17 protein-coding genes are annotated in these 25,678 nt (G+C 54.2%); 15 read left to right on the top strand and 2 right to left on the bottom strand.

Translation table 11 applies throughout. The features are described 5' to 3' along the window. Positions 1–98: 98 nt before the first annotated feature. Both WIH05_RS06590 and WIH05_RS06585 read left to right on the top strand, forming a co-directional pair. Positions 99–1,565, top strand: coding sequence for a 4Fe-4S dicluster domain-containing protein (locus WIH05_RS06590; protein ID WP_022273004.1), 1,467 nt, complete (start codon positions 99–101; stop codon positions 1,563–1,565). Positions 1,566–1,581: 16 nt separating this feature from the next. Beyond that, positions 1,582–3,009, top strand: coding sequence for an MATE family efflux transporter (locus WIH05_RS06585; RefSeq protein ID WP_022273003.1), 1,428 nt, complete (start codon positions 1,582–1,584; stop codon positions 3,007–3,009). A gap of 84 nt (positions 3,010–3,093) precedes the next feature. Here the strand turns inward: WIH05_RS06585 and WIH05_RS06580 are convergent, their stop codons facing one another. Together WIH05_RS06580 and WIH05_RS06575 are read right to left on the bottom strand one after the other, a co-directional pair. Further along, positions 3,094–5,727 (bottom strand): cation-translocating P-type ATPase, encoded by a 2,634-nt coding sequence (locus WIH05_RS06580; protein WP_022273002.1) that lies wholly within the window; start codon positions 5,725–5,727, stop codon positions 3,094–3,096. Positions 5,728–6,084: 357 nt separating this feature from the next. After that, the gene (locus tag WIH05_RS06575) at positions 6,085–10,407 is read right to left on the bottom strand and encodes an acyl-CoA dehydratase activase-related protein (RefSeq protein ID WP_337425151.1); all 4,323 of its coding nucleotides are present in this window, start codon (positions 10,405–10,407) and stop codon (positions 6,085–6,087) included. Between the two features lie 392 nt (positions 10,408–10,799). Between WIH05_RS06575 and WIH05_RS06570 the strand changes: the two genes are divergently transcribed. The 13 genes from WIH05_RS06570 (at position 10,800) to WIH05_RS06510 (ending at position 25,672) form a co-directional block, all read left to right on the top strand. Then, positions 10,800–11,654: a hypothetical protein gene (locus WIH05_RS06570; RefSeq protein WP_337425150.1), complete on the top strand. Its 855-nt coding sequence runs from the start codon at positions 10,800–10,802 to the stop codon at positions 11,652–11,654. Between the two features lie 16 nt (positions 11,655–11,670). Further along, positions 11,671–13,107, top strand: a complete 1,437-nt coding sequence (pyk, locus tag WIH05_RS06565) for a pyruvate kinase (protein ID WP_337425149.1) — start codon at positions 11,671–11,673, stop codon at positions 13,105–13,107. Between the two features lie 42 nt (positions 13,108–13,149). Beyond that, positions 13,150–14,418 (top strand): diaminopimelate decarboxylase, encoded by a 1,269-nt coding sequence (locus tag WIH05_RS06560; RefSeq protein ID WP_158358824.1) that lies wholly within the window; start codon positions 13,150–13,152, stop codon positions 14,416–14,418. A gap of 327 nt (positions 14,419–14,745) precedes the next feature. After that, a complete protein-coding gene (locus tag WIH05_RS06555; RefSeq protein ID WP_215654140.1) occupies positions 14,746–15,636 on the top strand; it encodes a S8 family peptidase in 891 nt (296 codons plus the stop codon). A gap of 309 nt (positions 15,637–15,945) precedes the next feature. Continuing rightward, entirely contained in the window at positions 15,946–17,727 is a 1,782-nt protein-coding gene (locus WIH05_RS06550) for a Na/Pi cotransporter family protein (protein WP_215654138.1), read from the top strand. A 72-nt stretch (positions 17,728–17,799) separates the two neighbouring features. Next, the gene (locus WIH05_RS06545) at positions 17,800–18,465 is read left to right on the top strand and encodes a response regulator transcription factor (RefSeq protein WP_022272994.1); all 666 of its coding nucleotides are present in this window, start codon (positions 17,800–17,802) and stop codon (positions 18,463–18,465) included. A 10-nt stretch (positions 18,466–18,475) separates the two neighbouring features. Then, positions 18,476–19,843 carry an ATP-binding protein gene (locus WIH05_RS06540; protein ID WP_215654137.1) on the top strand — a complete coding sequence of 456 codons (1,368 nt, stop codon included), beginning with the start codon at positions 18,476–18,478 and terminating at the stop codon, positions 19,841–19,843. A gap of 310 nt (positions 19,844–20,153) precedes the next feature. Further along, entirely contained in the window at positions 20,154–21,260 is a 1,107-nt protein-coding gene (recA, locus tag WIH05_RS06535) for a recombinase RecA (protein ID WP_215654128.1), read from the top strand. Then, positions 21,260–21,781, top strand: a complete 522-nt coding sequence (locus WIH05_RS06530) for a regulatory protein RecX (RefSeq protein WP_022272992.1) — start codon at positions 21,260–21,262, stop codon at positions 21,779–21,781. Before recA ends, WIH05_RS06530 begins: the two co-directional genes overlap by 1 nt. Before the next feature lie 82 nt (positions 21,782–21,863). Then, positions 21,864–23,408, top strand: coding sequence for a ribonuclease Y (rny, locus tag WIH05_RS06525; protein ID WP_022272991.1), 1,545 nt, complete (start codon positions 21,864–21,866; stop codon positions 23,406–23,408). A gap of 344 nt (positions 23,409–23,752) precedes the next feature. Beyond that, positions 23,753–23,887 carry a hypothetical protein gene (locus WIH05_RS06520; RefSeq protein WP_022272990.1) on the top strand — a complete coding sequence of 45 codons (135 nt, stop codon included), beginning with the start codon at positions 23,753–23,755 and terminating at the stop codon, positions 23,885–23,887. Between the two features lie 116 nt (positions 23,888–24,003). After that, a complete protein-coding gene (locus WIH05_RS06515; RefSeq protein ID WP_022272989.1) occupies positions 24,004–25,023 on the top strand; it encodes an ATP-binding cassette domain-containing protein in 1,020 nt (339 codons plus the stop codon). Further along, the gene (locus WIH05_RS06510) at positions 25,013–25,672 is read left to right on the top strand and encodes a methionine ABC transporter permease (protein ID WP_337425148.1); all 660 of its coding nucleotides are present in this window, start codon (positions 25,013–25,015) and stop codon (positions 25,670–25,672) included. Before WIH05_RS06515 ends, WIH05_RS06510 begins: the two co-directional genes overlap by 11 nt. Positions 25,673–25,678 lie beyond the last annotated feature (6 nt).

The following is a 25,678-nucleotide window of genomic DNA, read 5'->3' as shown; positions in this document are numbered from 1 at the left end:
TACAGGTTTCATATTGCGGAGACCGTCCGGATATGCGATAATATAGAACGGTATAGGATTAAGGAAAGATTTCAGAAGGATATCAGGAGGAATCAAGTATGAGGACCAATGACGAGGCATTGTTAAAGATCAAGTATAACGTTCTGCATGAGGTAGCAAAGCTGGCCTTTTCCGGAGAACTGGATGAAAAGAGGGATGAGATCCCCTTTAAGCTGATCCCGGGACCGAAAGCCCAGTTCCGCTGCTGTGTATATAAAGAAAGAGAGATCATCCGCCAGAGAGTCCGTCTGGCTGAGGGGAAATGTCCCAGCGGAAAGCATAGCGACAATATGATCCAGGTGATCCCCTCTGCCTGCGAGGAGTGTCCGATCACCCGGTTCGTGGTGACAGACAACTGCCAGAAATGTATGGGTAAGGCCTGCCAGAATGCATGTAATTTTGGAGCCATCTCCATCGGCCGTGACCGGGCCCATATCGATCCGGATAAATGTAAGGAATGCGGAAAATGCGCCCAGGCATGTCCGTACAACGCCATTGCGGAGCTGATCCGTCCCTGCCGCCGCGCATGTCCTGTGGACGCCATCACCATGGATCTGGATACAGGTATCTGCCAGATCGACGAGAAGAAATGCATCCAGTGCGGAGCCTGCGTGAGGAGCTGTCCCTTCGGAGCCATCACCTCCAAGGTGTTTATCGTCCAGGTCATCAACGCCCTTAAGGCTGGAAAGAAGGTAGTTGCCATGGTGGCCCCCGCCGCAGAGGGTGAGTTTGGAGCCGATATTACCATGGGAAGCTGGAGAACGGCCCTTAAGAAGGTCGGCTTTGCAGATATGGTGGAGGTTGCCGCCGGCGGAGACATGACAGCCGCTTACGAGGCCATGGAGTGGGCAGAGGCGTATAAGGAAGGAAAGAAGATGACCACCTCCTGCTGTCCGGCTTTTGTGAACCTGATCAAAAAACATTATCCCACTCTGATCGATAACCTGTCCACCACGGTTTCCCCCATGTGTGCCGTGTCCAGGATGTTAAAGGCCAAAGATCCGGAGACTGTTACCGTGTTCATCGGGCCGTGTATGGCGAAAAAGGCCGAGGCAGCCGATAAGAGCGTGGAAGGAAACGCAGACTTTGTCCTGACCTTCGGAGAGGCCATTGAACTGATGCGGGCCAAGGACGTGGAGCTGGAGCCGGAGGAGTATAAGGATCAGGAAGCCAGCGTGTTCGGTAAGCGGTTCGGAAACGGCGGCGGCGTTACCAATGCGGTGATCCAGTGCTTAAAGGAGCAGGGAGAGAGCACCGATATCAAGGTAGCAAGATGCAGCGGCCCGGCCGATGTGAAGAAGGCTCTTCTCCTTATGAAGGTGGGAAGACTTCCCGAGGACTTTATTGAGGGCATGATGTGCCAGGGCGGCTGTGTAGGCGGCCCCAGCAACTTAAAGCAGGAGACGACCTTTAAGAAGGACCGGGACGCTCTGATCGGAAAGGCCGATGAGAGAGGCGTATGGGAGAACTTAAAGAATTATGATATGGAGTCCTTCTCCATGCACAGGACCCACGAAAAGCAGTAAATAAGAGGCGGCGGATATGGAACAGCAGGGAAAGACAGAAAATAACGGAAACAGCAGGCTGGAAACGGGGAACATATGGAAACTGATGCTTTCACTTTCCATCCCCTCCATCATCGCCCAGCTGGTGGGGATCTTATATAACATGGTGGACCGGATGTTCATCGGAAGGATCGAAAATGGCACAACGGCCATGGCGGCCTTAAGCGTGTCTCTTCCGCTGATCACCTGTATCACTGCGTTCACAAGATTAGTGGGGATCGGCGGCGCACCCTTATGCGCCATTAAAATGGGAAAGAAGGACCAGAGGGGGGCGGAGGAGATCCTGGGGGTAAGCTTCGCCTCCCTGATCACTGTGGGAGTGATCCTTACGGTGGTGATCCTGGTTTTCCAAAGACCCATTTTAACGCTTTTCGGCGCAGATCCCACCACCCTGGACATGGCCTGTGATTATGTGTCCATCTATGCCCTGGGAACGGTTTTCGTGATGATCTCCCTGGGCATGAATTCTTACATTACGACCCAGGGCTTCGCCCGCACCGGCATGTGCACGGTACTGATCGGAGCCATTTTAAACATTATCTTTGATGCGTTTTTCATCAACTACCTTCATATGGGCGTCAAGGGTGCGGCCATCGCCACCATCATCGCCCAGGGGATCTCCTGTATCTGGGCCCTTTCTTTTTTATTTGGAAAAAAGAGCCTGTTAAAGATGCGGCCGGAATTTTTCAAGGTGAAGAAGAAGGTGCTCCTGCCCATCATGGCTCTGGGCGTATCGCCCTTTACCATGAGCATTACAGAAAGCCTGATCCAGATCTCCTTTAACAATCAGCTTTCCAAATACGGCGGAACTATGGCCGTGGGCACTGTGGCCATCATGTTCAGCCTGTGGCAGTTTGTGACCCTGCCCACCCAGGGCTTCTGCCAGGGGGCCCAGCCCATTATCAGCTACAATTACGGAGCCGGAAATCTGGCCCGGGTGCGGAAGGCCTGTAAGATCAGCCATGTGCTGTGCCTGGTATTTGCTACGACCCTCACAGGCCTTATGATGATCTTCCCAGGCCCCTTTGCCGGGATCTTCAGCAACGACCCGTCGCTCCTCCATTTCAGCGCTTGGGCGCTTCCTATTTATCTGGCGGGCGGAGCGATCTTCGGGGCCCAGATCAGCTGCCAGCAGTCCTTCATGTCCCTGGGACAGGCAAAGATCTCTCTGATCCTGGCCTGCTTAAGGAAGGTCATCCTTCTGGCACCGCTGATCTACATATTCCCTGTGACTGTGGGAAAGCTGCCCTTTGCGGCGGCCATGGCAGAGGAGATCGCGGGGCTGGTGGAATATCCGGCGGAGGTATTTTCTATTTTCTTTGCAGAGCCCGTGTCGGATATCCTTGCGGCGGTCTGTACGTCGGCGACGTTTTATGTGTTTTATAAGAGGCATTTGAAAGACTGATAGAAATAGAATAAGACAGGAAAAGGTCCCTTGGGAACCGGGAGAAGCCATAAAGACTCTCCCCGGTCTCAAGGGACCTTCGTTTTATTTCCCCAGCTTCCTCTGTACCGCTTTCACCACTTCCATGATGGGAATGATGAGTACGGCCAGTCCCAGGGCGATGGCGTATTCGTGAAGGCCGATGGGTGTGAACTCAAAGGCAGCGGCTAAGAACGGAACCTCGATGACGGCGGTGGTCAGGATCAGGGAAACGACCATTGCGCCGAACAGGAAGTTGTTGCGGGTCTTTAAGGTAAAGATGGAGCCGCGGCGGCTTCTCATGTTCAGGGAGTGGAAGATCTCAACCATGGACAGGGTCAGGAATGCCATGGTGGTTCCGTCTGGGCTGTTGACGAATTCCCAGACACCGCTTTCCACATAATGGCCCACCAGATAGGAGACCATGACCAGAACGGTTACGATAAAGCCCTGGAAGAACACGTCAAAGCCCATGCCTCCGGCGAAGATCCCCTCCTTGGGATCCCTGGGCTTCTGCTTCATGATATCGGATTCGCTCTTTTCCATACCCAGAGCCAGAGCCGGGAAGCAGTCGGTGATCAGGTTGATCCATAAAAGATGGACGGGTTTCAGGATCGTAAAGCCAATGAGGGTGGAGAAGAAGATGGCCAGGACCTCAGCCAGGTTGGAGGCTAAAAGGAACTGGATGGCCTTCCGGATATTGGCATAGATCCGGCGGCCCTCTTCAACGGCGGAGACGATGGTGGCAAAGTTATCGTCCGCCAGCACCATATCGGCCACATTCTTTGTAACGTCGGTTCCAGTGATGCCCATGCCGACGCCGATGTCGGCGCTCTTGATGGACGGCGCATCGTTGACGCCGTCTCCGGTCATGGCTGTGATCTTTCCGCGGGCCTTCCAGCCGTTGACGATGCGGACCTTATGCTCTGGCTGAACACGGGCATAAACGGAAAATTCGGTGATCCGGCGGGCGAATTCCTCGTCGCTCAGATCGTCCAGCTGCGCGCCTGTGATGGCCTGGTCCGGGGAGGTAATGATCCCCAGCTCCATTCCGATGGCTACGGCAGTATCCTTGTGGTCTCCGGTGATCATAATGGGACGGATCCCGGCTTCCCGGCATTCTGCAATGGCGGTCTTCACTTCCGGACGCACGGGATCGATCATGCCGGAGAGGCCGACGTAAGTCAGATCCTGCTCCAGGAATTCCGGTTCTGTGCTTTCCGGCATGGAGGACCAGTTTCTTTTTGCAGCGCAGAGGACACGGAGGGCGCGGTCGGCCATGGATTTATTGGCGGCCAGGATAGAGGCGCGGATCTCATCGGTCATTTCCACTGCGGAGCCGTTTACCATGGCTCTGGTACAGCGTTTTAATACCTCGTCGGGAGCGCCCTTGGTGTACTGGATGATGGTTCCGTCGGCAGCCTTATGGACCGTGGACATCATTTTCCGCATGGAATCAAAGGGAGCCTCGCCTGCCCGGGGCCATGCGGCCTTCAGCTCAGGCTTTAAGAGTCCGTTTTTGGCGGCGTCATTGACCAGGGCGCATTCCGTAGGTTCTCCGATGGCCTGGTTTGCTTCGGCATCCCATTCGGAATCGGAGCAGAGAGCCATGGCCGTTTCCAGCTCCTTTTCATCGTCAGCCACATGATCCACCACGGTCATCCGGTTCTGGGTCAGTGTACCAGTCTTATCCGAGCAGATGATCTGGGTACAGCCTAAGGTCTCCACAGCCGTCAGCTTGCGGATGATGGCGTTTCGTTTGGACATATTGGTAACGCCGATGGAAAGTACGATGGTGACCACAGCGGCGAGGCCCTCGGGGATCGCTGCCACAGCCAGGGATACGGCTACCATAAAGGAATTTAAGATGGAGCTGCCATTGAAGCCGGAGCGCATGAGGCCTACGGCAAAGATCACGGCGCAGATGCCCAGGACCAGTACGGTCAGGATCTTGCTGAGCTGGTTTAGCTTTAACTGGAGGGGGGTCTCCTCATCCTTGGCCTGGGCCAGGGCAGAGGCGATCTTACCCATTTCTGTGTCCATGCCAGTGCCGGTGAGGACAGCCTTTCCTCGTCCGTATACCACAGTGGAGCCCATGTAGACCATGTTCTTTCTGTCGCCCAGGGGGATATCCTTCTGTCCGCCCAGGGAAAGAAGCTCGGCGGCCTTATTGACCGGAACGGACTCGCCGGTGAGGGCGGCCTCCTCGATCTTCATGCTGGCACTTTCAATGATACGGCCGTCGGCAGGAACCGCATCTCCGGCCTCCAGGACTACGATATCGCCGGGAACCAGATCCTCGCTCTTTAAGGTGACGATCTTTCCGTCACGGAGGACCTTACTGGATGCGGCTGCGATCTCCTGAAGGGCTGCGATGGCCGCTTCTGCCTTTCCTTCCTGTACTACGCCGAGAACGGCGTTGATGATCACCACAGCGATGATAATGATCACGTCTGCAAAGGATTCGCCCTGATAGAACGCCGTGATGCCGGAAATAATGGCGGCGGCGATGAGGATCAGGATCATGGGATCCGAGAGCTCTTTTAAGAACCGCTTCAGAATGGAATCCTTTTTTGCCTCCTTCAGCTTGTTCTTTCCGTACTGGGCGAGTCTTTTTTCAGCCTCGCCGGTGGAAAGACCCTGGTCGGAGGAATTCTGTGCCTTCAGCACTTCTTCATAATTTTCCAGATATTCTTTCACGTTGCCTCCTTATCCGGAAGATAGTATGCCCGGAAAACGGGAAAAAAATAAGACTTATCCTCAGAGAGATCCCTTTGGATAAGTCTCGTTGTTTTCATGAAACGGATCAGACGGAGAAATCCAGGCCTGAGCCGTATCAAAACAGGACCAGGCCGGTCGGCCATGTGTGTTGATCCTGTCACACCGGGGTGTCAACTACTCCCTTATTCGCTATTTTGTTTTGAATACCAGTGCAGTTTTTGTCTGCCTCTTTGTTATTCAGTATTCTACCCCTGGGAAGGAAAAAAATCAAGGGTACGAATTGAAAAATTGATAAAATTTCAGCAAACTTTTTGGAAAATTTTGCTAAAAACAGTCCTAAACCTGCAATCCCTTGACCTGGCGGGCGTTGAGCTCCTCCAGCCGTTCCTTTGTGACCGCTGCCAGCTTCTCAGCTTCGCAGGGCTCATGATCCAGGTTTTTATGGGCAGTAGCCAACATCAGCTTGATCCGGTTCAGCTGGTTTACCTCGCTGGCTCCGGGATCATAGTCCACGGCAATGATGTTGGCTTCCGGATGCTGGCGGCGCAGCTCCTTGATGACGCCCTTTCCAACGATATGGTTGGGCAGGCAGCCAAAGGGCTGGACGCAGACGATGTTCCTGGTGCCGCCCTTGATGAGCTCCAACATTTCCCCGGTCAGGAACCAGCCTTCGCCGGTCTGGTTTCCCAGGGAGACGAAGCCGCTGGCCATGGACGCCAGGTATTTGATCTTTGTGGGCGGCGTGAAGTGGACGCTCTTTTCCAGGGCGATCCGCGCCGACTTGCGGAAATACTCCAGAAGGGAGATCGCCGTATTGCAGAGCCAGGCGGTGGAGTGCTTCGCCCCCAGATGACTGGCCTTGAAATTGCTGTTGTAGAAGCAGTACAGCAAAAAGTCCATGAGATCCGGCATCACGGCCTCAGCCCCTTCGGATTCCAGAAGCTCCACGATGTGGTTGTTGGCAGTGGGAGAGAATTTCACCAGGATCTCTCCCACGATCCCCACCCGGGGCTTTTGGATGTCCAGCCGCTCCAGGCTGTCGAAATCGCGGATGATGCCGCGGATGTTCTTTGTGAAGTTCATCATGCCCAGGGAGGGGCCGGAAAGCTCGCGTATACAGATCTTTTTCCATTTTTCATGCAGGGCGTTGGCAGAGCCGGGCACCTTTTCATAGGGCCTGGTGGCGTACAGCACACGCATGAACACGTCTCCGTAGACCACGGCCTGCATGGCCTTGGCGATCAGGGGAGCCGTCAGGGTGAAGCCCGGGTTGGACTCCATGCCGTTGGCATTGATGGAGATCACCGGGATCTGGGGCATCCCTGCCTTTTCCAGGGCACGGCGGATGAAGCCGATGTAGTTGGAGGCCCGGCAGCCGCCGCCGGTCTGGGTCATGACCACTGCTGTGTGGTCCAGGTCGTATTTCCCTGACAGGAGGGCGTCCATGATCTGGCCGATGACGATCAGGGACGGGTAGCAGGCATCGTTATTGACAAAGCGCAGCCCCGTATCTACGGCAGTTTTGTCGTCGTTCTGGAGAACCACCAGGTTATAGCCGAAGCTGCGGATGGCCGGCTCCAGCAGATCGAAGTGGATGGGCGACATCTGGGGGCAGAGAAGGGTATAGGTCTTCCGCATTTCCTTTGTGAAGACTACCCGGTTGTAGGCGCTGGACACGATGTTTCTGGTGTAGCGCCGTTCCTCTCTTACCCGCAGGGCGGAGATCAGGGAGCGGATCCGGATCCTGGCAGCTCCCAGGTTATTGACCTCATCGATCTTCAGGACTGTATAGATCTTCCCGGCGCTGGTGAGAATATCACTGACCTGGTCCGTGGTGACGGCGTCCAGGCCGCAGCCAAAGGAGTTCAGCTGGATCAGATCCAGGTTATCCCGGGTCTTTACAAAGGAGGCTGCGGCATAAAGCCTGGAATGGTACATCCACTGGTCGGTGACGATCAGCGGCCGCTCCACCTCTGCCAGATGGGAAATGGAATCCTCGGTCAGCACCGGAAATCCGTATGAGGTGATCAGATCTGCGATCCCGTGGTTGATCTCCGGATCGATGTGGTAGGGCCGTCCGGCCAGAACGATGCCGTGCTTTCCGGTCTCCTCTAAATAGGAAAGCACCTCCTCACCCTTTTTCTCCACATCAGCGCGGGCCCTGGAAAGCTCTTCCCAGGCCTTATGGGCCGCAGACCGGACCTCATGCTCGGGGATCTGGAATTCATGCTTAAATTCCTGTACCAGCTGCTTTGTAAGGGTCTTTTCGTCTGTGAAGGCCATAAAGGGGTTCATGAACCGGATGTGGTTTTCCTCCAGGCCCTCCATATTGTTTTTGATATTTTCCGCGTAGGAGGTGACGATGGGGCAGTTGTAGTGGTTCCCGGCCCCGGCCACCTCATTCCTTTCATAAGGGATGCAGGGATAGAAAATAAAGGGGACGCCCTTTTTTATGAGCCATTCCACGTGGCCATGGGACAGCTTCGCCGGATAGCATTCGGACTCGCTGGGAATGGTCTCGATCCCCAGCTCATAGATCTGGCGGCTGGACTGGGGGGACAGGATCACCTGGAAGCCCAGTTCCTTAAAGAACACAGCCCAGAAGGGGAAGTCCTCGTACATGTTCAGCACCCGCGGGATCCCCACAGGGCCGCGGAAGGCCTTGTGGGCTGCCAGAGGCTCGTAATCGAAGATCCGGTGATATTTATAGGTATAAAGATTCGGGATATCCCGTTTGGCTTTTTCAACACCCAGGCCCCGCTCGCAGCGGTTGCCGGAGATATACTGTCTTCCTCCCTCAAAGCGGTTGATGGTCAGGACACAGTGGTTGACGCAGCCGCGGCACCGGCTCATGGTGGTGGTGTAGGTAAGGCCGATGATCCGGTCCAGAGAAAGCATGGAGGTCTCCTTTGGGTGGAGGTTATACCGTTCCCTGGCGATCAGCGCAGCGCCGAAGGCGCCCATGATCCCGGCAATATCCGGCCGGATGGCGTTGCCGCCGGAGATCTTTTCAAAGCTCCGCAGTACGGCATCGTTGTAGAAGGTACCGCCCTGTACCACCACATTTTTTCCCAGGTCTGAGGCGGTGGTGATCTTGATGACCTTAAATAAGGCGTTGCGGATCACCGAGTAGGCCAGGCCTGCGGAGATATCGGCCACAGACGCGCCCTCCTTCTGGGCCTGCTTTACGTTGGAATTCATAAAGACCGTGCACCGGGTTCCAAGATCAATGGGATTCTGGGCAAACAGCGCCTCCTTTGCGAAATCCACCACGCTGTAATTTAAGGATCTGGCAAAGGTCTCGATGAAGGAGCCGCAGCCGGAGGAACAGGCTTCGTTGAGCTGGACGCTGTCCACGGTTCCGTCTTTGATGCGGATGCATTTCATGTCCTGGCCGCCGATGTCCAGGATACAGTCCACCTCCGGATCGAAGAAGGCTGCGGCATAGTAATGGGAGATGGTCTCCACCTCGCCCTCGTCCAGGAGAAAGGCCGCCTTTAAAAGGGCCTCTCCGTAGCCGGTGGAGCAGGAATAGGCGATCTTTGCCGTTTCCGGCAGCAGGGCTTTGATCTCTTTTATGGAAGCGATGGCTGTGGCCAGGGGGCTTCCGTTGTTGCTGCTGTAAAAATGGTAAAGCAGAGAACCGTCCTCGCCCACCAGAGCTACTTTGGTGGTGGTGGAGCCGGCATCGATGCCCAGGTAGCATCTGCCGGAATAGGAGGCCAGGTCTCCGCGTTTTACCTTATACTGGTTATGGCGGTCCAGGAATTCCTGGTAGTCGGCCTCATCCTTAAATAAGGGGTCCATCCGCTTTACCTCGAAGTCCATTTTGATCCCGCCGGAAAGGTCGGAGATGAGCTGATCCAGGGAAAGAGCCATGGTTTCCAGGGCATTCATGGCCGCTCCTACGGCTGCGAACAGGTGGGAGTGGTCCGGGGCGATGATGGCGTCGCCCTTTAAATTCAGAGTCCGGATAAAGGCCTCCCGGAGCTCGGAAAGGAAGTGGAGCGGGCCGCCCAGGAAGGCCACGTTGCCGCGGATGGGTTTTCCGCAGGCCAGGCCGCTGATGGTCTGGTTTACCACGGCCTGGAAGATGGAGGCCGCCAGGTCCTCCCGGGTGGCCCCCTCGTTGATCAGAGGCTGGATATCGGATTTTGCAAATACACCGCACCGGGCCGCAATGGGATAGATGGCCTTGTAATTTTTGGCGTATTCGTTGAGGCCTGCGGCGTCGGTCTGTAAAAGGGAGGCCATCTGATCGATGAAGGAGCCGGTCCCTCCGGCACAGATGCCGTTCATCCTCTGGTCGATGCCGCCGGAGAAGTAGATGATCTTTGCGTCTTCCCCGCCCAGCTCAATGGCCACGTCGGTATCGGGCGCATAATCCTGTAAGGCCGTGGCAACAGCCACGACCTCCTGGGTAAAAGGAATATTCAGATGACCGGAAAGGGCCAGTCCGCCGGAGCCGGTGATGCTGGCGCTGACCTGGAGCTCTCCCAGCCTTTCGCGGGCCTTTTTTAAGAGCGCGGCCAGGGTCTCCTGGATATTGGCGTAATGGCGCTCATAATCTGCAAAAAGTATCTGATTGTCATTGTCAATGACAGCAGTCTTTACGGTGGTGGAACCGATATCGATCCCAAGACGGAATGTTTGATTCATGTGAGCGGGGAAATCCCCTATCCTCCTTAATCTGACAGCAGAGAGGATCGCTCCCCTCTGCCGTAAAATATCTTATGTTTATTTTATTATAGAAAGAACGTCCGGAAGCCCCTCCGGACTGCGCCAGAGCCGCCCGCAGGAGCCGGAATACCGGAAAAAATGGTAAAACGGACCTGCCGCGCGAGGGCGCTGGATAGTTACAGTATATCATAATTTCAGCGGGGAAAACAATAGACACAATTCCCAATATGTTGACAAAAAACGCTAAAAAACCGTTAAGGATGGAAAGAACAGGAGGCCGCGCCTAAAGGATTTGACAAAAGGAAGGGGGGCGAATTATAATAGCAATCAAAATAAGAAAAGGATCTATTGGGTGGGAAAGGAAATTTAGAATGAATCAATGGCTGAACAAGATGGAACGGAAGCTGGGGCGGTATGCGGTCCCCAATCTGATGAATTATGTGGTGATCCTCTACGCCGTGGGAGCGCTGGTCTGCTGGCGGGCCCCGGAGCTTTACTTTGAGTATCTGATGCTGGACGCCAGGGCGATCCTCCACGGCCAGATCTGGCGGATCGTGACCTTCCTTATGTGGCCCCTGTCGGGCGACCTGTTTTTAAACGTGCTGGTCATTTACTGTTATTATAACCTGGGCCGGACCCTGGAGGCCGTGTGGGGCTCCTTCCGGTTCAACGTATACTTTTTTATGGGGATCATCGGCCATGTGCTGGCGCCCATCCTTATTTATGCGCTCACCGGCAGGATCTACCCGCTGACGGCAGAATATCTGAATTTTTCCTTATTCTTTGCCTATGCGGCCACGTTCCCGGACGCCCAGTTCTTACTGTTTTTTGTGATCCCCATTAAGGCCAAATGGCTGGCTCTGTTTGACGGGGCTTACTTCCTTTACGGAATGATCTTTGGCGGAATGGCATCCCGGATCGCCATCGTCATGTCCTTATTGAATTTTATCCTGTATTTTGTCATGTCCAGAAGCGGGAGATACAACCCGAAGGAAATAAAGAGAAAACAGCAGTTCAGATCCCAGGTCACCCAGACGGTCAGGGAAGCGAAGCAGAATGGCCGTCACCGCTGTGCCGTCTGCGGCCGCACGGATCTGGACGATCCCGAGCTGGTATTCCGCTTCTGCTCAAAATGTGAGGGGGATTACGAATACTGCCAGGACCATCTCTACACCCATAAGCATGTGACAAAGGGCGGAATGGATCCGCGGCAGAAGACATCATAGGAGGCAAAGCGCCAGAATGAAAAAAACAAAGATCATTTGTACCATGGGACCGAACAGCGATGACCGGGAGGTCATGAAACAGTTGGTGTTAAATGGAATGGACGTGGCACGGTTCAATTTTTCCCACGGAAACCATGAGGAGCACAAAAAAAGATATCTCCAGCTCCGTCAGGTGGCGGAGGAAACAGGGATCCCGGTGGCGGCGCTGCTGGACACCAAGGGCCCGGAGATCCGTACTGGCATTTTGAAGGACGGAAATAAGATCACCTTAAAGGAAGGCCAGGAATTTACCCTTACCACAGAAGAGGTCGTGGGGGATGAGACCATGGTCCATATCAATTACGACGGCCTGAACGGAGATGTGAAGGCGGGAGACCGGATCCTCATTGACGACGGCCTGATCGAGCTGCATGTGAGGGAGGTCCAGGGTCCCAGGATCGTCTGTCTGGTGGTAAATGGCGGCGAGCTGGGCGAGAGAAAGGGCGTCAACGTGCCAGGCGTAAAGATCAAGCTTCCGGCCCTGACAGAAAAAGACAAGGACGATATCCGTTTTGGGATGGAGATGGGCTTTGATTATATTGCCGCCTCCTTTATCCGCTCGGCGGACGCCATCCGGGAGATCCGGGAGATCCTGGCCGAGGGCGGCTCCTCCATGGGCATCATCGCCAAGATCGAAAATGAGGAAGGGCTGGAAAATCTGGATGATATCATTGAAGAGAGCGACGGCATCATGGTGGCCCGGGGCGACCTGGGCGTGGAGATCCCGCCGGAGAAGCTGCCCCATCTCCAGAAAATGATGATCGAAAAGTGCAGTGAGGCATGCAAGGTGGTCATCACAGCCACCCAGATGCTGGATTCCATGATCCGGAATCCCCGTCCAACCCGTGCGGAGGTGACAGACGTGGCCAACGCAGTCTACGACGGCACCGATGTGGTAATGCTTTCCGGTGAGACCGCCAACGGAAAATATCCGGTGGAGGCTTTGAAGATGATGGTCCACATCGTAGAGGAGACCGAGTCCCACCTGGACGATTCCTTCTATAAAAGAAGACGGGTATCTGACGACAACAGCCACAGCATTTCCAATGCGGTCTGCTATTCCTCCGTATCCACGGCCCGGGCTCTGGGGGCGAAGGTCATCATTGCTCCCAGCATCAGCGGCTACACGGCCCGGATGCTTTCCAAGTGGCATCCGGCAACGATGGTGGCGGGCATGTCCCCCAGCATTGATACAGTCCGCAGAATGCAGCTTTATTGGGGCGTACATCCGTTCCAGGCAAAGAGAGCAGAGTCCACGGATACCCTGATCATGAATTCCATCGACGCCTTAAAGGCAGAGAGACTTGTGAAGGAGGGTGACCTGGCGGTGGTAACTGCCGGAGTCGTGAGCCATTCCCGCAGACATGAACCGGCCACATCCACCAATATCATGCGGGTCGTAACCGTAGACTGATCCAGAGGGGGCGGTCTGCCATAAACAAAGGAGTATATTGATATGGAAAAGAAACCATTTGCGACCAGGGAAAAGCTGGAAGAGATCGCAAAAGAATATCCCACGCCCTTTCATCTTTACGATGAAAAGGGGATCCGGGAAAACGCCAGGGCTCTTAAGGAGGCATTTTCCTGGAATCCGGGCTTTAAAGAATATTTTGCCGTAAAGGCCACACCGAACCCGTTTATTTTAAAGATCCTTCAGGACATGGGCTGCGGCACCGACTGCTCTTCCGAGACAGAGCTGATGCTGTCGAAGGCCTGTGGCTTTACGGGCCACGACATCATGTTTTCCTCCAATGATACGCCGCCGGAGGAATTTAAAATGGCGGATGAGCTGGGGGCCATCATCAATCTGGACGATTTTACCCATATCGCCTGTGTGGAAAAGGTCCTGGATACGTTTCCGGAGACCATGAGCTGCCGGTTTAATCCCGGCGGCCTGTTCCGGATCTCCAACGATATCATGGACAATCCGGGAGATTCCAAGTATGGAATGACAGAGGAGCAGCTGACGGAGGCCTTCCGGATCTTAAAGGATAAGGGAGTAAAGCACTTCGGGATCCATGCGTTCCTGGCCAGCAATACCGTTACCAACGAATATTATCCGCTTCTGGCTAAGATCCTGTTTGAACTGGCAGTCCGTGTGAAAAACGCCGCAGGCGTCCACATTGCCTTTATCAATCTTTCCGGCGGCATTGGCATTCCATACCGCCCGGACCAGGAGCCCAACGATATCCGCGTCATCGGAGACGGGGTGAGAAAGGTTTACGAGGAGGTTCTGGTCCCGGCCGGCATGGGAGACGTGGCTATTTTCACAGAGCTGGGCCGCTTTATGCTGGGGCCCTACGGAGCCTTAGTGACCCGGGCCATCCACGAAAAGCATACCTATAAGGAATATATCGGCGTGGACGCCTGTGCGGTGAACCTGATGCGCCCGGCCATGTACGGCGCTTACCACCATATTACGGTCATGGGAAAGGAGAACGCCCCCTGCGACCATAAGTATGATGTGACCGGCTCCCTCTGCGAGAACAACGATAAGTTTGCGGTGGACCGGATGCTGCCAGAGATCCAGATGGGAGATCTCCTGTTCATCCACGACACCGGAGCCCACGGCTTTTCCATGGGGTATAATTATAATGGAAAGCTTAGGAGCGCAGAGCTTCTTTTACAGGAGGACGGAAGCGTCCGCATGATCCGCCGCGCGGAGACACCAAAGGATTACTTTGCAACCTTTGATTTCTGCGGGTTATTAAAGGATGTGGAGTAGTTTAAGAGGATAGAGACAAAAGAGAGCCCCGGCTGCCGTTTTCGGCTGCCGGGGCTTAGACATGAGAAAACCCCGCTTGTATCGCAGCGGGGATTTGTCATTTAGGATTTCGATTTCAAAAAGGTTTTTAGGATAAAGGATTTAAAATTTGTATCGTGCATTTCTTATGGTTAAAGTATAGCACGTTATGTTGGAAAATGATTGTATATTCTTTGAATGAATTATGAAGATTTTCTTAAGATTTGAAATATCTGGAAAAAACGCCGGATGGGCAAAACGCTTTCCCTGGAATATCCTATTTATAAAAGGACTCCGAGGAAATCATATGTGAATCGTGTAAAGGAACAGATCCGCTGCCGGGACGCCTATACCCTGGGGCTTACGGGGAGGGGCGTCTGCGTGGCGGTGCTGGATACAGGGGCATATCCCCACAGGGATTTTGAGGACCGGATCTCGGGCTTTGCAGATGTGGTGAACCACCGGCCCGGTCCCTATGACGACTGCGGCCATGGGACCCATATCTGCGGGATCATCGGGGGCAGCGGGGCCGTTTCCGACGGAAGGTATCAGGGCATGGCCCCAGGCTGTACCCTGGCGGCTGTCAAGGTCCTGGACCGGAAGGGGAACGGCTCTGCCGCCGACGTTCTGGCCGGGATCGGCTGGATCCTGGACCGGAAGGACCGGCTGGGGATCCGGATCGTGAATATTTCCGTGGGTTCCTATGGAAAGAGGGGGATGAGCGAGGATTCGGCTCTGGTAAAAGGCGTCAACCGGGCCTGGGATGCCGGGCTTGTGGTGGTGGTGGCCGCCGGGAATAACGGCCCGGCTCCCTTAAGCGTCACCACGCCTGGGATCAGCCGGAAGGTGATCACTGTGGGCTGCTCCGACGACCACATGGAGGTGCTGGTGGGAAAGAACCGGATGGTGGATTATTCCGGCCGCGGTCCCACCATGGCGGCGGTCTGCAAGCCGGACCTGGTGGCTCCGGGCTGCAGCGTAGCCAGCTGCGCCAGTCTGAGGGATAAGTACACCATAAAAAGCGGGACCTCCATGAGCACCCCCATCGTTTCCGGGGCCATTGCCCTTCTTCTGGAAAAATACCCGGACATGACCAACCGGGACGTAAAGCTGAGGCTGATGGAAACATGCCGGGACATGGGCCTTCCAAAAAACCAGCAGGGCTGGGGGCTCCTGGACGTGGAACGGCTTTTGAGATAGAACATCCGGACGCTGCAAAGGAAATGGAGTCCCAGGCGGCTTTTTCTGCGGCGTTCCATAAAATATGGGCGGGGGCTGCTTCGGCAGTCCCCGTTTCTTTTGGGTATTCTGCTGTGTTTTTTGTGGAAAACCACAAAAAAGCCGTGCGTTTCCGGGAAAAGTGGAAAAGGGGTTGCAAATAAGCGGGAAACATGCGAAAATTTACATGGATTTTACATAGGCGCGGCGGATATTTTACATACTGATGATATCCTGTCCATGATATGTAGAAAATAATCGCATGACTATGTGTATTTTACGGAGGAAGGTATGGATTTTTTTGGACTTTTATCAATGATCGGAGGTCTGGCGCTGTTCCTGTACGGAATGGATACCATGGGCCAGGGACTTGAAAAGCTGTCCGGCGGCCGCCTGGAGCGGATCCTGGAAAAGCTCACATCCAACCCCATTAAGGCAGTACTTCTGGGCGCCGGCGTTACGGCTGTGATCCAGTCGTCTTCAGCCACTACTGTTATGGTCGTCGGCTTTGTAAACTCTGGAATTATGAAGCTGACCCAGGCTGTGGGCATCATCATGGGAGCCAACATCGGTACTACCGTGACGTCCTGGCTCTTAAGCCTTACGGGAATCGAAAGCGGGAACTTTTTTGTACAGCTGTTAAAGCCGTCGTCCTTCTCCCCGGTTCTGGCACTGATCGGCATGATCTTCATCATGTTCACGAAAAATGAGAAGAAAAAGAACCTGGGAACCATTATGATCGGCTTTGCCATTCTGATGTTTGGTATGGAGACCATGAGCGACGCGGTGAAGCCCCTGGCGGATGTGCCGGAATTCACCGGGCTCCTGACAATGTTCTCCAACCCGATCCTGGGAATGATCGCAGGAGCGGTCCTTACTGCCATCATCCAGAGTTCTTCTGCATCCGTCGGTATCCTGCAGGCCCTCTGCGCCACTGGAGCCGTAAGCTTTGGAAGCGCCATTCCCATCATCATGGGACAGAATATCGGTACCTGTGTGACTGCCATGATCTCTGGTATCGGAGCCAGCAAGAACGCAAGACGGGCTGCACTGGTACACCTGTATTTCAACATCATCGGAACGGCTGTGTTTATGATCGTATTCTACACGGTCAACGGCTTTATACACTTTGATTTCCTGGACGGAGCGGCTAGTGCCATGGGCATCGCTGTGGTCCACAGCGCCTTTAACGTGGCATCCACGATCCTGCTTCTGCCATTTTCCAAGGTGCTTGTGAAGTTAGCGACCTTAACGATCCCGGACGAGCAGGAAAAGGAGCTGGCGGCAGGCATCGCCGCCGGGGAAGAGGAGTTCCGCCTTCTGGATCCCCGTTTCCTGGAGACTCCCGGCTATGCCGTAGAGCAGTGCCGTCTTGTGACCACCCATATGGCCCAGACTGCCAGGGAGGGCTTTTTAAAGGCCATGGAGCTCCTGGATTCCTATGACCAGGAAAAGGCCGACCAGGTGGCTGCCATCGAGGACCTGGTGGATAAGTACGAGGACCATCTGGGGACCTATATGGTAAAGGTGGGAAGCCAGCAGCTTTCCAAGAACGACAGCCATACGGTCTCCCTGCTCCTTCACTGCATCGGAGACTTTGAGAGAATCTCCGACCATGCCATGAACTTAATGACAGCGGCCAAGGAGATGCACGATAAAAATATGGAATTCTCCAAAAAGGCAGAGGAGGAATTAAAGGTATTTTTAAATGCCGTTACAGAGATCCTGGATCTTTCTGTTACGGCCTTCGAGAACAACGATGTAAAGAAGGCTTCCCTGGTGGAGCCGCTTGAGGAGGTCATCGACGATCTGAACACCTGTGTGAAGGCCAACCACATCAAGCGTCTCCAGAAGGGAAAATGTACCATCGAGCAGGGCTTCGTTCTGTCGGATATCTCCACCAACTTAGAGCGTGTGTCCGACCACTGCTCCAATATCGCCATCAGTGTCATTGAGATCGACCGGGATGGCTTCGATGCCCACGGTTATCTGGAAAACTTAAAGCGGGACGACGATCCCCGGTTCCAGGGAATGGTGGAAAGTTACAGAAAGAAATATACGCTTCCGGCGTAAAAGAGAAAGCCGCCTATGCAGTTTCTGCCAGGCGGCGGATCTTTATCCGGAAAGGACAGGAGGAGAGCGGATATGGCGCTGATCTATGCAGTGGAAGATGATAAGAATATTCTGGAGATCGAGATGTTTGCCTTAAAAAACAGCGGCTACCAGGTGGACGGCTTTGAATGTGCCCGCGATTTTTATAAGAAGCTGGATGAGCGGCAGCCAGATCTGGTCCTTCTGGATATCATGCTGCCGGACGAGGATGGCCTTGAGATCGTCGGAAAGCTCCGGAGACGGCCCGAGACCAAGAAGCTCCCGGTGATCATGGTCACGGCCAAGACCACAGAGATCGACAAGGTCAAGGGCCTGGATGTGGGCGCCGATGATTACCTGACAAAGCCCTTCGGCGTTATGGAGCTGATCGCCAGGGTCAAGGCGGTGCTCCGCAGGACCATGGAGGAGGAGAAGTTCTTAAGCCTGGGAGATGTGTTCCTGGACGACGAAAAGCATATGGTATATGTAAAGGACCAGCCTTGCAGCCTGACGTTCAAGGAGTATGAGCTCTTAAAGCTGCTGCTCCACAATGCCGGAATCGTGGTGACCCGGGAGATCATCCTGGAGCGTGTCTGGGGCATTGACTTCGAGGGAGAATCCAGGACCCTGGACATGCATATCCGGACCCTCAGGCAGAAGCTGGGGGATGCCGGGACCATGATCCGGACTGTGCGGAACGTAGGCTATATGATCGAATAGGCGGGATGAGATGAAACGGAGAATCCATATTGAGCTTCTGGTTACGTCAGGGTTAGCCATCCTCCTGACGCTGACCTTTGCCATGTTTGTGTTTTACGGGCTGTTCCGGTCCCAGATCATCCGGGATCTGGAGACCGATGCACGGGTCATGAAGAACATGGGCGTTTTTGACGATATTTCCAGGATGGCAGAGAAAAACGGCTCCATCAGCAGCGAGGACCTGCGGATCACAGTGGTGAGCCCCGGAGGAGACGTCCTGTTTGACAGCAGCGCCGATGCGGCGGCCATGGAAAACCATGAGGACCGGCCTGAGATCCGGACGGCTCTGGAAGCAGGGGAGGGAAGCGGCAGCCGGCGCTCAGAGACCATGGACAAGAACCTGTTTTATTATGCCGTCCGTATGGAAAACGGAAATGTCTTAAGGATCTCCAGGGAGGCAGACAGCTTTTTTGCGGTATTCCAGAATATGCTGCCCACGGTGCTGGAGGTGTCCCTGGTGCTGTTTGTCCTCAGTATATTTCTGTCCAATTATTTTACAAAGACCCTGGTGGGGCCCATTGAAGAAATGGCCAGGAATATTTCCGATCCTGGCCAGGAGGTGGTATACAGGGAGCTGGAGCCCTTTGTGGCCACCATCCGGCAGCAGCACGACGACATCATAAAAAGCGCCCAGATGCGCCAGGAGTTCACAGCCAACGTGTCCCACGAGCTGAAGACGCCGCTGACTGCCATTTCCGGGTACGCGGAGCTGATCGAGCACGGCATGGCGGATGCGGAGAATTCCAAGCGGTTTGCCGGGGAGATCCATAAAAATTCCGTGCGGCTTTTATCCCTGATCAACGATATCATCCAGCTTTCCCAGCTGGACGGAGGGAAGAATCACAGCGAGTATGCGGATATTGATCTGTATAAGCTGGCGGCTGAATGTGTGGATATGCTGAAGATGAACGCCAGAAAGCAGAACGTGACCATGAAGCTCTGCGGAAAGCCATGTACGGTGTATGCGGATCGTCAGCTCATGGAGGAGCTCCTATATAATCTGTGCGACAATGCCATCCGGTATAATAACCGGGGCGGCTCTGTGACGGTCACGGTGGATGAAAAAGACGGCCATGTGTTCCTTTCCATTAAGGACACGGGGATCGGGATCCCCACGGAGCACCAGGACCGGGTGTTTGAACGGTTCTACCGGGTGGATAAGAGCCGTTCCAAGGCCACTGGAGGAACGGGACTGGGTCTTGCCATTGTAAAGCATATCGTGGCCCAGCACGGCGCATCCATCTCCCTGGAGAGCCAGGCTGGGAAGGGGACGGAGATCCGGGTGGAATTTTCGGATGCCCTGAAGCAGCAGATGGAAGAACGGGCAGAGAATGCTTAAAATAAACAGACGATGGATTTTGGGGATGCCTTCCGGGCCTCCCCTTTTCTGGTTGTATCCTTCCGGGAAAAGGCCTGGAGTGTAAAACCAGCCTCCTGTTTTTTGTGGCTTTTGCCCATTGACGGCGGTGGAAAAGCCGGGTATGATAAAGCCAGACCAGAGATCTGAAAGGTCCCGGCTTTCTCACTCACCCGGCCTTATGTTTTCCGGCGGTTCCGCCAAAGTTTCCCGAAGAAATCGTTGACTTTTTCCTGGAAGTATATTATGATTGGAATATAACAGAACATTTGTTCGCATTTGGAGGATGAATATGAATAAAGAAGATAAATTGAAAGCCCTGGACGCGGCCCTGACCCAGATCGAGAAGGCCTATGGAAAGGGATCTGTGATGAAGCTGGGAGACTCCGGCGCAAATATGAATATCGAGACGGTGCCCACCGGTTCCTTAAGCCTGGATATTGCCCTGGGACTGGGAGGCGTTCCCAAGGGACGTGTGATCGAGGTCTACGGCCCGGAGTCCAGCGGTAAGACCACCGTTGCCCTTCATATGGTGGCGGAGGTACAGAAGCGGGGAGGGATCGCCGGCTTTATCGATGCGGAGCATGCCCTGGATCCCGTTTACGCGAAGAACATCGGCGTGGATATCGATAACCTGTATATTTCCCAGCCGGATAATGGAGAGCAGGCCCTGGAGATCACAGAGACGATGGTGCGTTCCGGAGCGGTGGATATCGTGATCGTGGACTCAGTGGCAGCCCTGGTGCCCAAGGCGGAGATCGACGGCGATATGGGAGATTCCCATGTGGGCCTTCAGGCCCGGCTCATGTCCCAGGCCCTCAGAAAGCTGACAGCAGTGATCAGCCGGACCAACTGTATCGTGATCTTTATCAACCAGCTCCGTGAAAAGGTAGGCGTGATGTTCGGAAATCCGGAAACCACCACCGGCGGCCGTGCGCTGAAGTTCTACTCCTCCGTCCGTCTGGATGTGAGAAGGACCGAGTCCTTAAAGCAGAGCGGTGAGGTGATCGGAAACCATGTGCGGGTAAAGGTAGTAAAGAATAAGATCGCACCGCCGTTTAAGGAGGCTGAATTTGATATTATGTTCGGCAAAGGGATCTCCAGAGAAGGCGATGTGCTGGATCTGGCGGCAGATGCCAATATCGTGGAAAAGAGCGGCTCCTGGTACGCCTATAAGGGCGCAAAGATCGGTCAGGGCCGGGAGAATGCCAAGCAGTACCTGGCCCAGAATCCGCTGATCTGCGAGGAGATCGAAAACCAGGTGAGAGAGCTCCACGGCCTGGAGGCCCAGCATGTGGCGGCCGGAGAACCGTCTGGTGAGGCGGCCGGAGAGAGCGTCGCGCCGGCAGATGCTGGAAATATGACCGCTGGAATGGAAAAGGAAGAGGCGGAGAGATAATGAAGGAATGGAAGCTGGAAGGCGTATCCGGGTTGGAGGAACCGTCCTTACAGTCTGGGAATGCCGGGGATGAAAAAGAGGCCAGGAACAAGGCCGTCTACTATCTCCAGTTTTCCAGTAAGACCGAGTGGGAACTGCGTAAGAAGCTGGCAGAACAGGGATTTCTGCCGGCTTCTGTTGATTCTGCCATCCGTTTTGTGAAGGCGCACCGGTATCTGGACGATGGAGAATATGCAGCCCGTTATATAGAGCGGAACCAGAGGAAGAAAAGCAGGAAGCAGATGGTCTTTGAGCTGCGTCAGAAGGGGATCGATGAGGAGACGTTAAATGCGGCCTTTGAGGAAAATCCTGTGGACGAGGAGGAGCAGATCCTAAGGCTCCTGGAAAAGAAGGGCTACCGGGGAGAGGAAGCCGAAAGGGAGGAAAAACAGAAAATCTCCGCCTATCTGGCCCGAAAGGGCTTCGCTTATGAGGCCATCCAGAGGGCTATGATTAATTATGCACGGAAAAACAGAGATTGAAAGCAATATACTTGACATAATGTATAAAACAGTTTAAAATTGAAGTGTTGTACAATGAAAACTAAATAAAGGAGGTGCTCCTGTGTCACCAATAATAAGCGCGTTGATCGCAGCGGTTATTGTGGCTCCTATTACCTGGCTTGCAGCTGTGGCTTACCGGAAGAAAAGCTATGAGAGCAAGATCGGAAGCGCAGAGGAAAAGTCCAGAGAAATAATAGATGAAGCATTGAAGGTCGCAGAGACGAAGAAAAAAGAAGCTCTCCTGGAAGCCAAGGAAGAGAATTTGAAGGCAAAAAATGAGCTGGAGAAGGAAACCAGGGAACGAAGGGCAGAGATTCAGCGCTATGAGCGCCGCGTACTCAGCAAAGAGGAAAATCTGGATAAAAAAGCAGAGGCAATGGAACGGAAAGAGTCCAGCCTGGTGTCCAGAGAGGACTCTTTAAAGAAACGCACTGCCGAAGTGGAGGAACTGTTTGCGAAAGAGCAGGAGGAGCTGGAAAAGATCTCCGGTCTTACTTCTGATCAGGCAAAAGAGTATCTTCTGAAGTCTGTGGAAGCGGATGTGAAGCACGACACTGCCAAGCTCATCAAGGAGCTGGAAGCCAGGGCAAAGGAAGAAGCAGACAAAAAGGCCAGGGAGTATGTGGTCACAGCCATCCAGAGATGTGCGGCTGACCATGTGGCAGAGACCACAGTTTCTGTGGTACAGCTCCCCAGTGATGAGATGAAGGGACGCATCATCGGAAGAGAGGGACGGAATATCCGTACTCTGGAGACCATGACCGGCGTTGAGCTGATCATCGACGATACTCCGGAGGCCGTCGTACTGTCCGGCTTTGATCCGGTCCGCAGAGAAGTTGCCAGGATCGCCCTGGAGCGTCTGATCGTGGATGGACGTATCCATCCGGCCAGGATCGAGGAAATGGTGGAGAAAGCGCAGAAGGAAGTCGAGAACATGATGCGCGAAGAAGGAGAGGCAGCCGCCCTGGAGGTGGGGATCCATGGAATCCATCCGGAGCTGGTGAAGCTCCTTGGAAAGATGAAGTTCAGGACCAGCTATGGGCAGAATGCATTGAAGCATTCCATCGAGGTTGCCCAGCTTTCCGGTCTGCTGGCTTCTGAGATCGGCGTGGATGTGAGACTGGCAAAGCGTGCCGGTTTATTACACGACATTGGAAAATCTGTCGATCATGAGATGGAGGGCTCCCATGTACAGCTGGGATCCGAGCTCTGTAAGAAATATAAGGAGTCGGCTACGGTCATCAACGCAGTGGAATCCCATCATGGCGATGTGGAACCCACCAGCCTGATCTCCTGTATCGTCCAGGCAGCAGATACGATCTCTGCCGCAAGACCCGGTGCCAGAAGAGAAACGCTGGAAACATACACCAACCGCTTAAAGCAGCTGGAGGATATCACCAATTCCTTCAAGGGAGTGGATAAGTCCTTTGCGATCCAGGCAGGACGCGAGGTACGTATCATGGTCGTACCGGAACAGGTCAGCGATGACGATATGGTTCTGATGGCCAGAGAAATTTCTAAGAAGGTGGAGTCCGAGCTGGAATATCCGGGACAGATCAAGGTCAATGTGATCCGGGAATCCAGAGTAACGGATTATGCAAAATAAGAGCACAGAACGATAAGAAAGATCCGGAGGTATACGGGGAGACCTTGTACCGCCGGATTTTTTATGTCATAGGGGCGGAAGGGGGACTGGATCCGGACACCGCATTGGGGCAGACGTTTATCGGCGTTAATTTGTGACAGTTCAGCCATGCGGAGAACCAGACAGGAAAACGCTTATGAAAACAAGTTTTCAACGCTTTTTCCCATCTGGTTCTCCGCATGGCTGAACTATTACGTTAATTTGTAAAAAAGTATTGACGATTCAGAAAATGTGGTGTAAAATCCAGAGTAACGAAAAGTTACCAGAGAAAGCCGGGGCGGTACAAACGCCCGGGAGGAAACAGGATGAACAAGAAAACGGCGATCGTATCAGTACAGATGAATATGATGGGTCTGATGTGCGGCATGGCCATGTGCGGCATGATTTTTTGCGTGGAAAAAATTGCAGACCAGAATCATTCCTGTATGGATTGTGAGTAGTCAGATATCCTGTGATCAACAAAGAGGGTAAACCGCAGTTCCTGAGGGGCTGCGGTTTTTTGTTTGCGCGGGCGGCGAAAAAAAGCGGCCGGTCCGCCGGAGAAAAGGAGAAAAACATGGAAAATAAGACTCCGATCATCCGTATGGATGGTCTTGGAAAAGCGTTTACAGGGAGCCAGGGAACGGTCCGGGCGCTGGAGGACATCAGTCTGGAGATCATGCCTGGGGAGATCTTCGGGATCATCGGCCTTTCGGGGGCAGGAAAAAGCACCCTGGTGCGGTGTATGAATTATCTGGAAGTCCCCACCGAGGGAGAGGTCTATTATGATGGAAAGCCCCTGTCGGAAATGCAGGATGCTGAGTTAAGAAAGGTCCGCCAGTCCATGGGAATGATCTTCCAGCAGTTCAATCTGCTGGCCCAGAGGACAGTCCTGGGAAATATCTGTTTCCCCATGGAGATCGCAGGGACGCCCAAGGAGGAGGCAAAGGCCAGGGCCCGGGAACTTTTAAAGCTGGTGGGACTGGAGGACCGGGAAAACGCATATCCGGCACAGCTTTCCGGAGGCCAGAAGCAGAGGGTAGCCATTGCCAGGGCCATTGCCACCAATCCAAAGGTACTCCTCTGTGACGAGGCCACCAGCGCCCTGGATCCCAATACCACCAAAGCGATCCTTCAGCTTTTGAAGGAGATCAACCAGTCCATGGGCATTACAGTCGTCATCATCACCCATGAGATGGCCGTGATCGAAGCTGTCTGCGACCGGGTGGCCATCATCGACAAGAGCCACATTGCAGAGATCGGCGAGGTGTCCCGGGTGTTCGCAGAGCCCAAGTCCAAAATCGGCCGCCAGCTGATCCTGGGCGACGCAGCGGAAAAAGTAGAATTTGGAACGGGACGGCTGTTCCGTATTATCTTTGACGGCCTGGCGTCCAGTGAGCCGGTGATCTCCAACGTGGTACTGGCATGCAAGGTGCCGGTGAACATCATGTACGCAGCCACCAGGGATATAAAGGGAAAGGCCGCAGGACAGATGATCATTGAGCTGCCGGATCATGAGCCGGACATCGAAAGGGTCCTCCAGTATCTGGACCGGGCGAAAGTACCTTATGAGGAGGTTGGAAAAAATGAACTCTAATCTGGCATTTCTGTTTTTAGAAGAACTGGGAAATACCCTGATCATGACGTTTGCATCGTCGGCTCTGGCCTATGTGATCGGGATCCCCCTGGGAATCCTGCTTGTTGTCTGGGCAAAGAACGGGATCCGTCCCAACCCCAGGGCCCAGGAGGCCCTGGGCGTGGTCATCAACCTGATCCGTTCTGTTCCGTTCCTGATCCTGGTGATCGCCATCCAGAACTTCACCAGAAAGCTGGTGGGCACCAGCGTGGGAACCAAGGCCATTATCGTGCCTCTGACTCTGGCGTCGGCCCCCTATGTGGCCAGGATCGTGGAAGCATCCTTAAACGAAGTGGATCCCGGGGTCATCGAAGCGGCCAAATCCATGGGCGCTTCCACCTGGCAGATCATCGTAAAGGTGCTCCTTCCGGAGGCGAAGCCGTCTCTGATCACCAACGGGGCCATTGCAGTGACCACCATTCTGGGATACTCGGCCATGGCCGGCTTCTGCGGGGCCGGAGGCCTGGGAGCCGTTGCCATCAACTATGGCTACTACCGGTTTGAGGACGGCATCATGTGGATCGCCATTCTCTTCTTAGTGATCCTGGTACAGGCGATCCAGTCCCTGGGCATGACCCTGGTGAAAAAGGTGGACCGGAGGGCCCGTTAGGCTTAC

The organism is Alitiscatomonas sp. (genome assembly GCF_037242085.1).
Lineage (GTDB): Bacteria > Bacillota > Clostridia > Lachnospirales > Lachnospiraceae > Alitiscatomonas > Alitiscatomonas aceti.
This window is presented reverse-complemented; position numbering and strand designations above follow the sequence as displayed.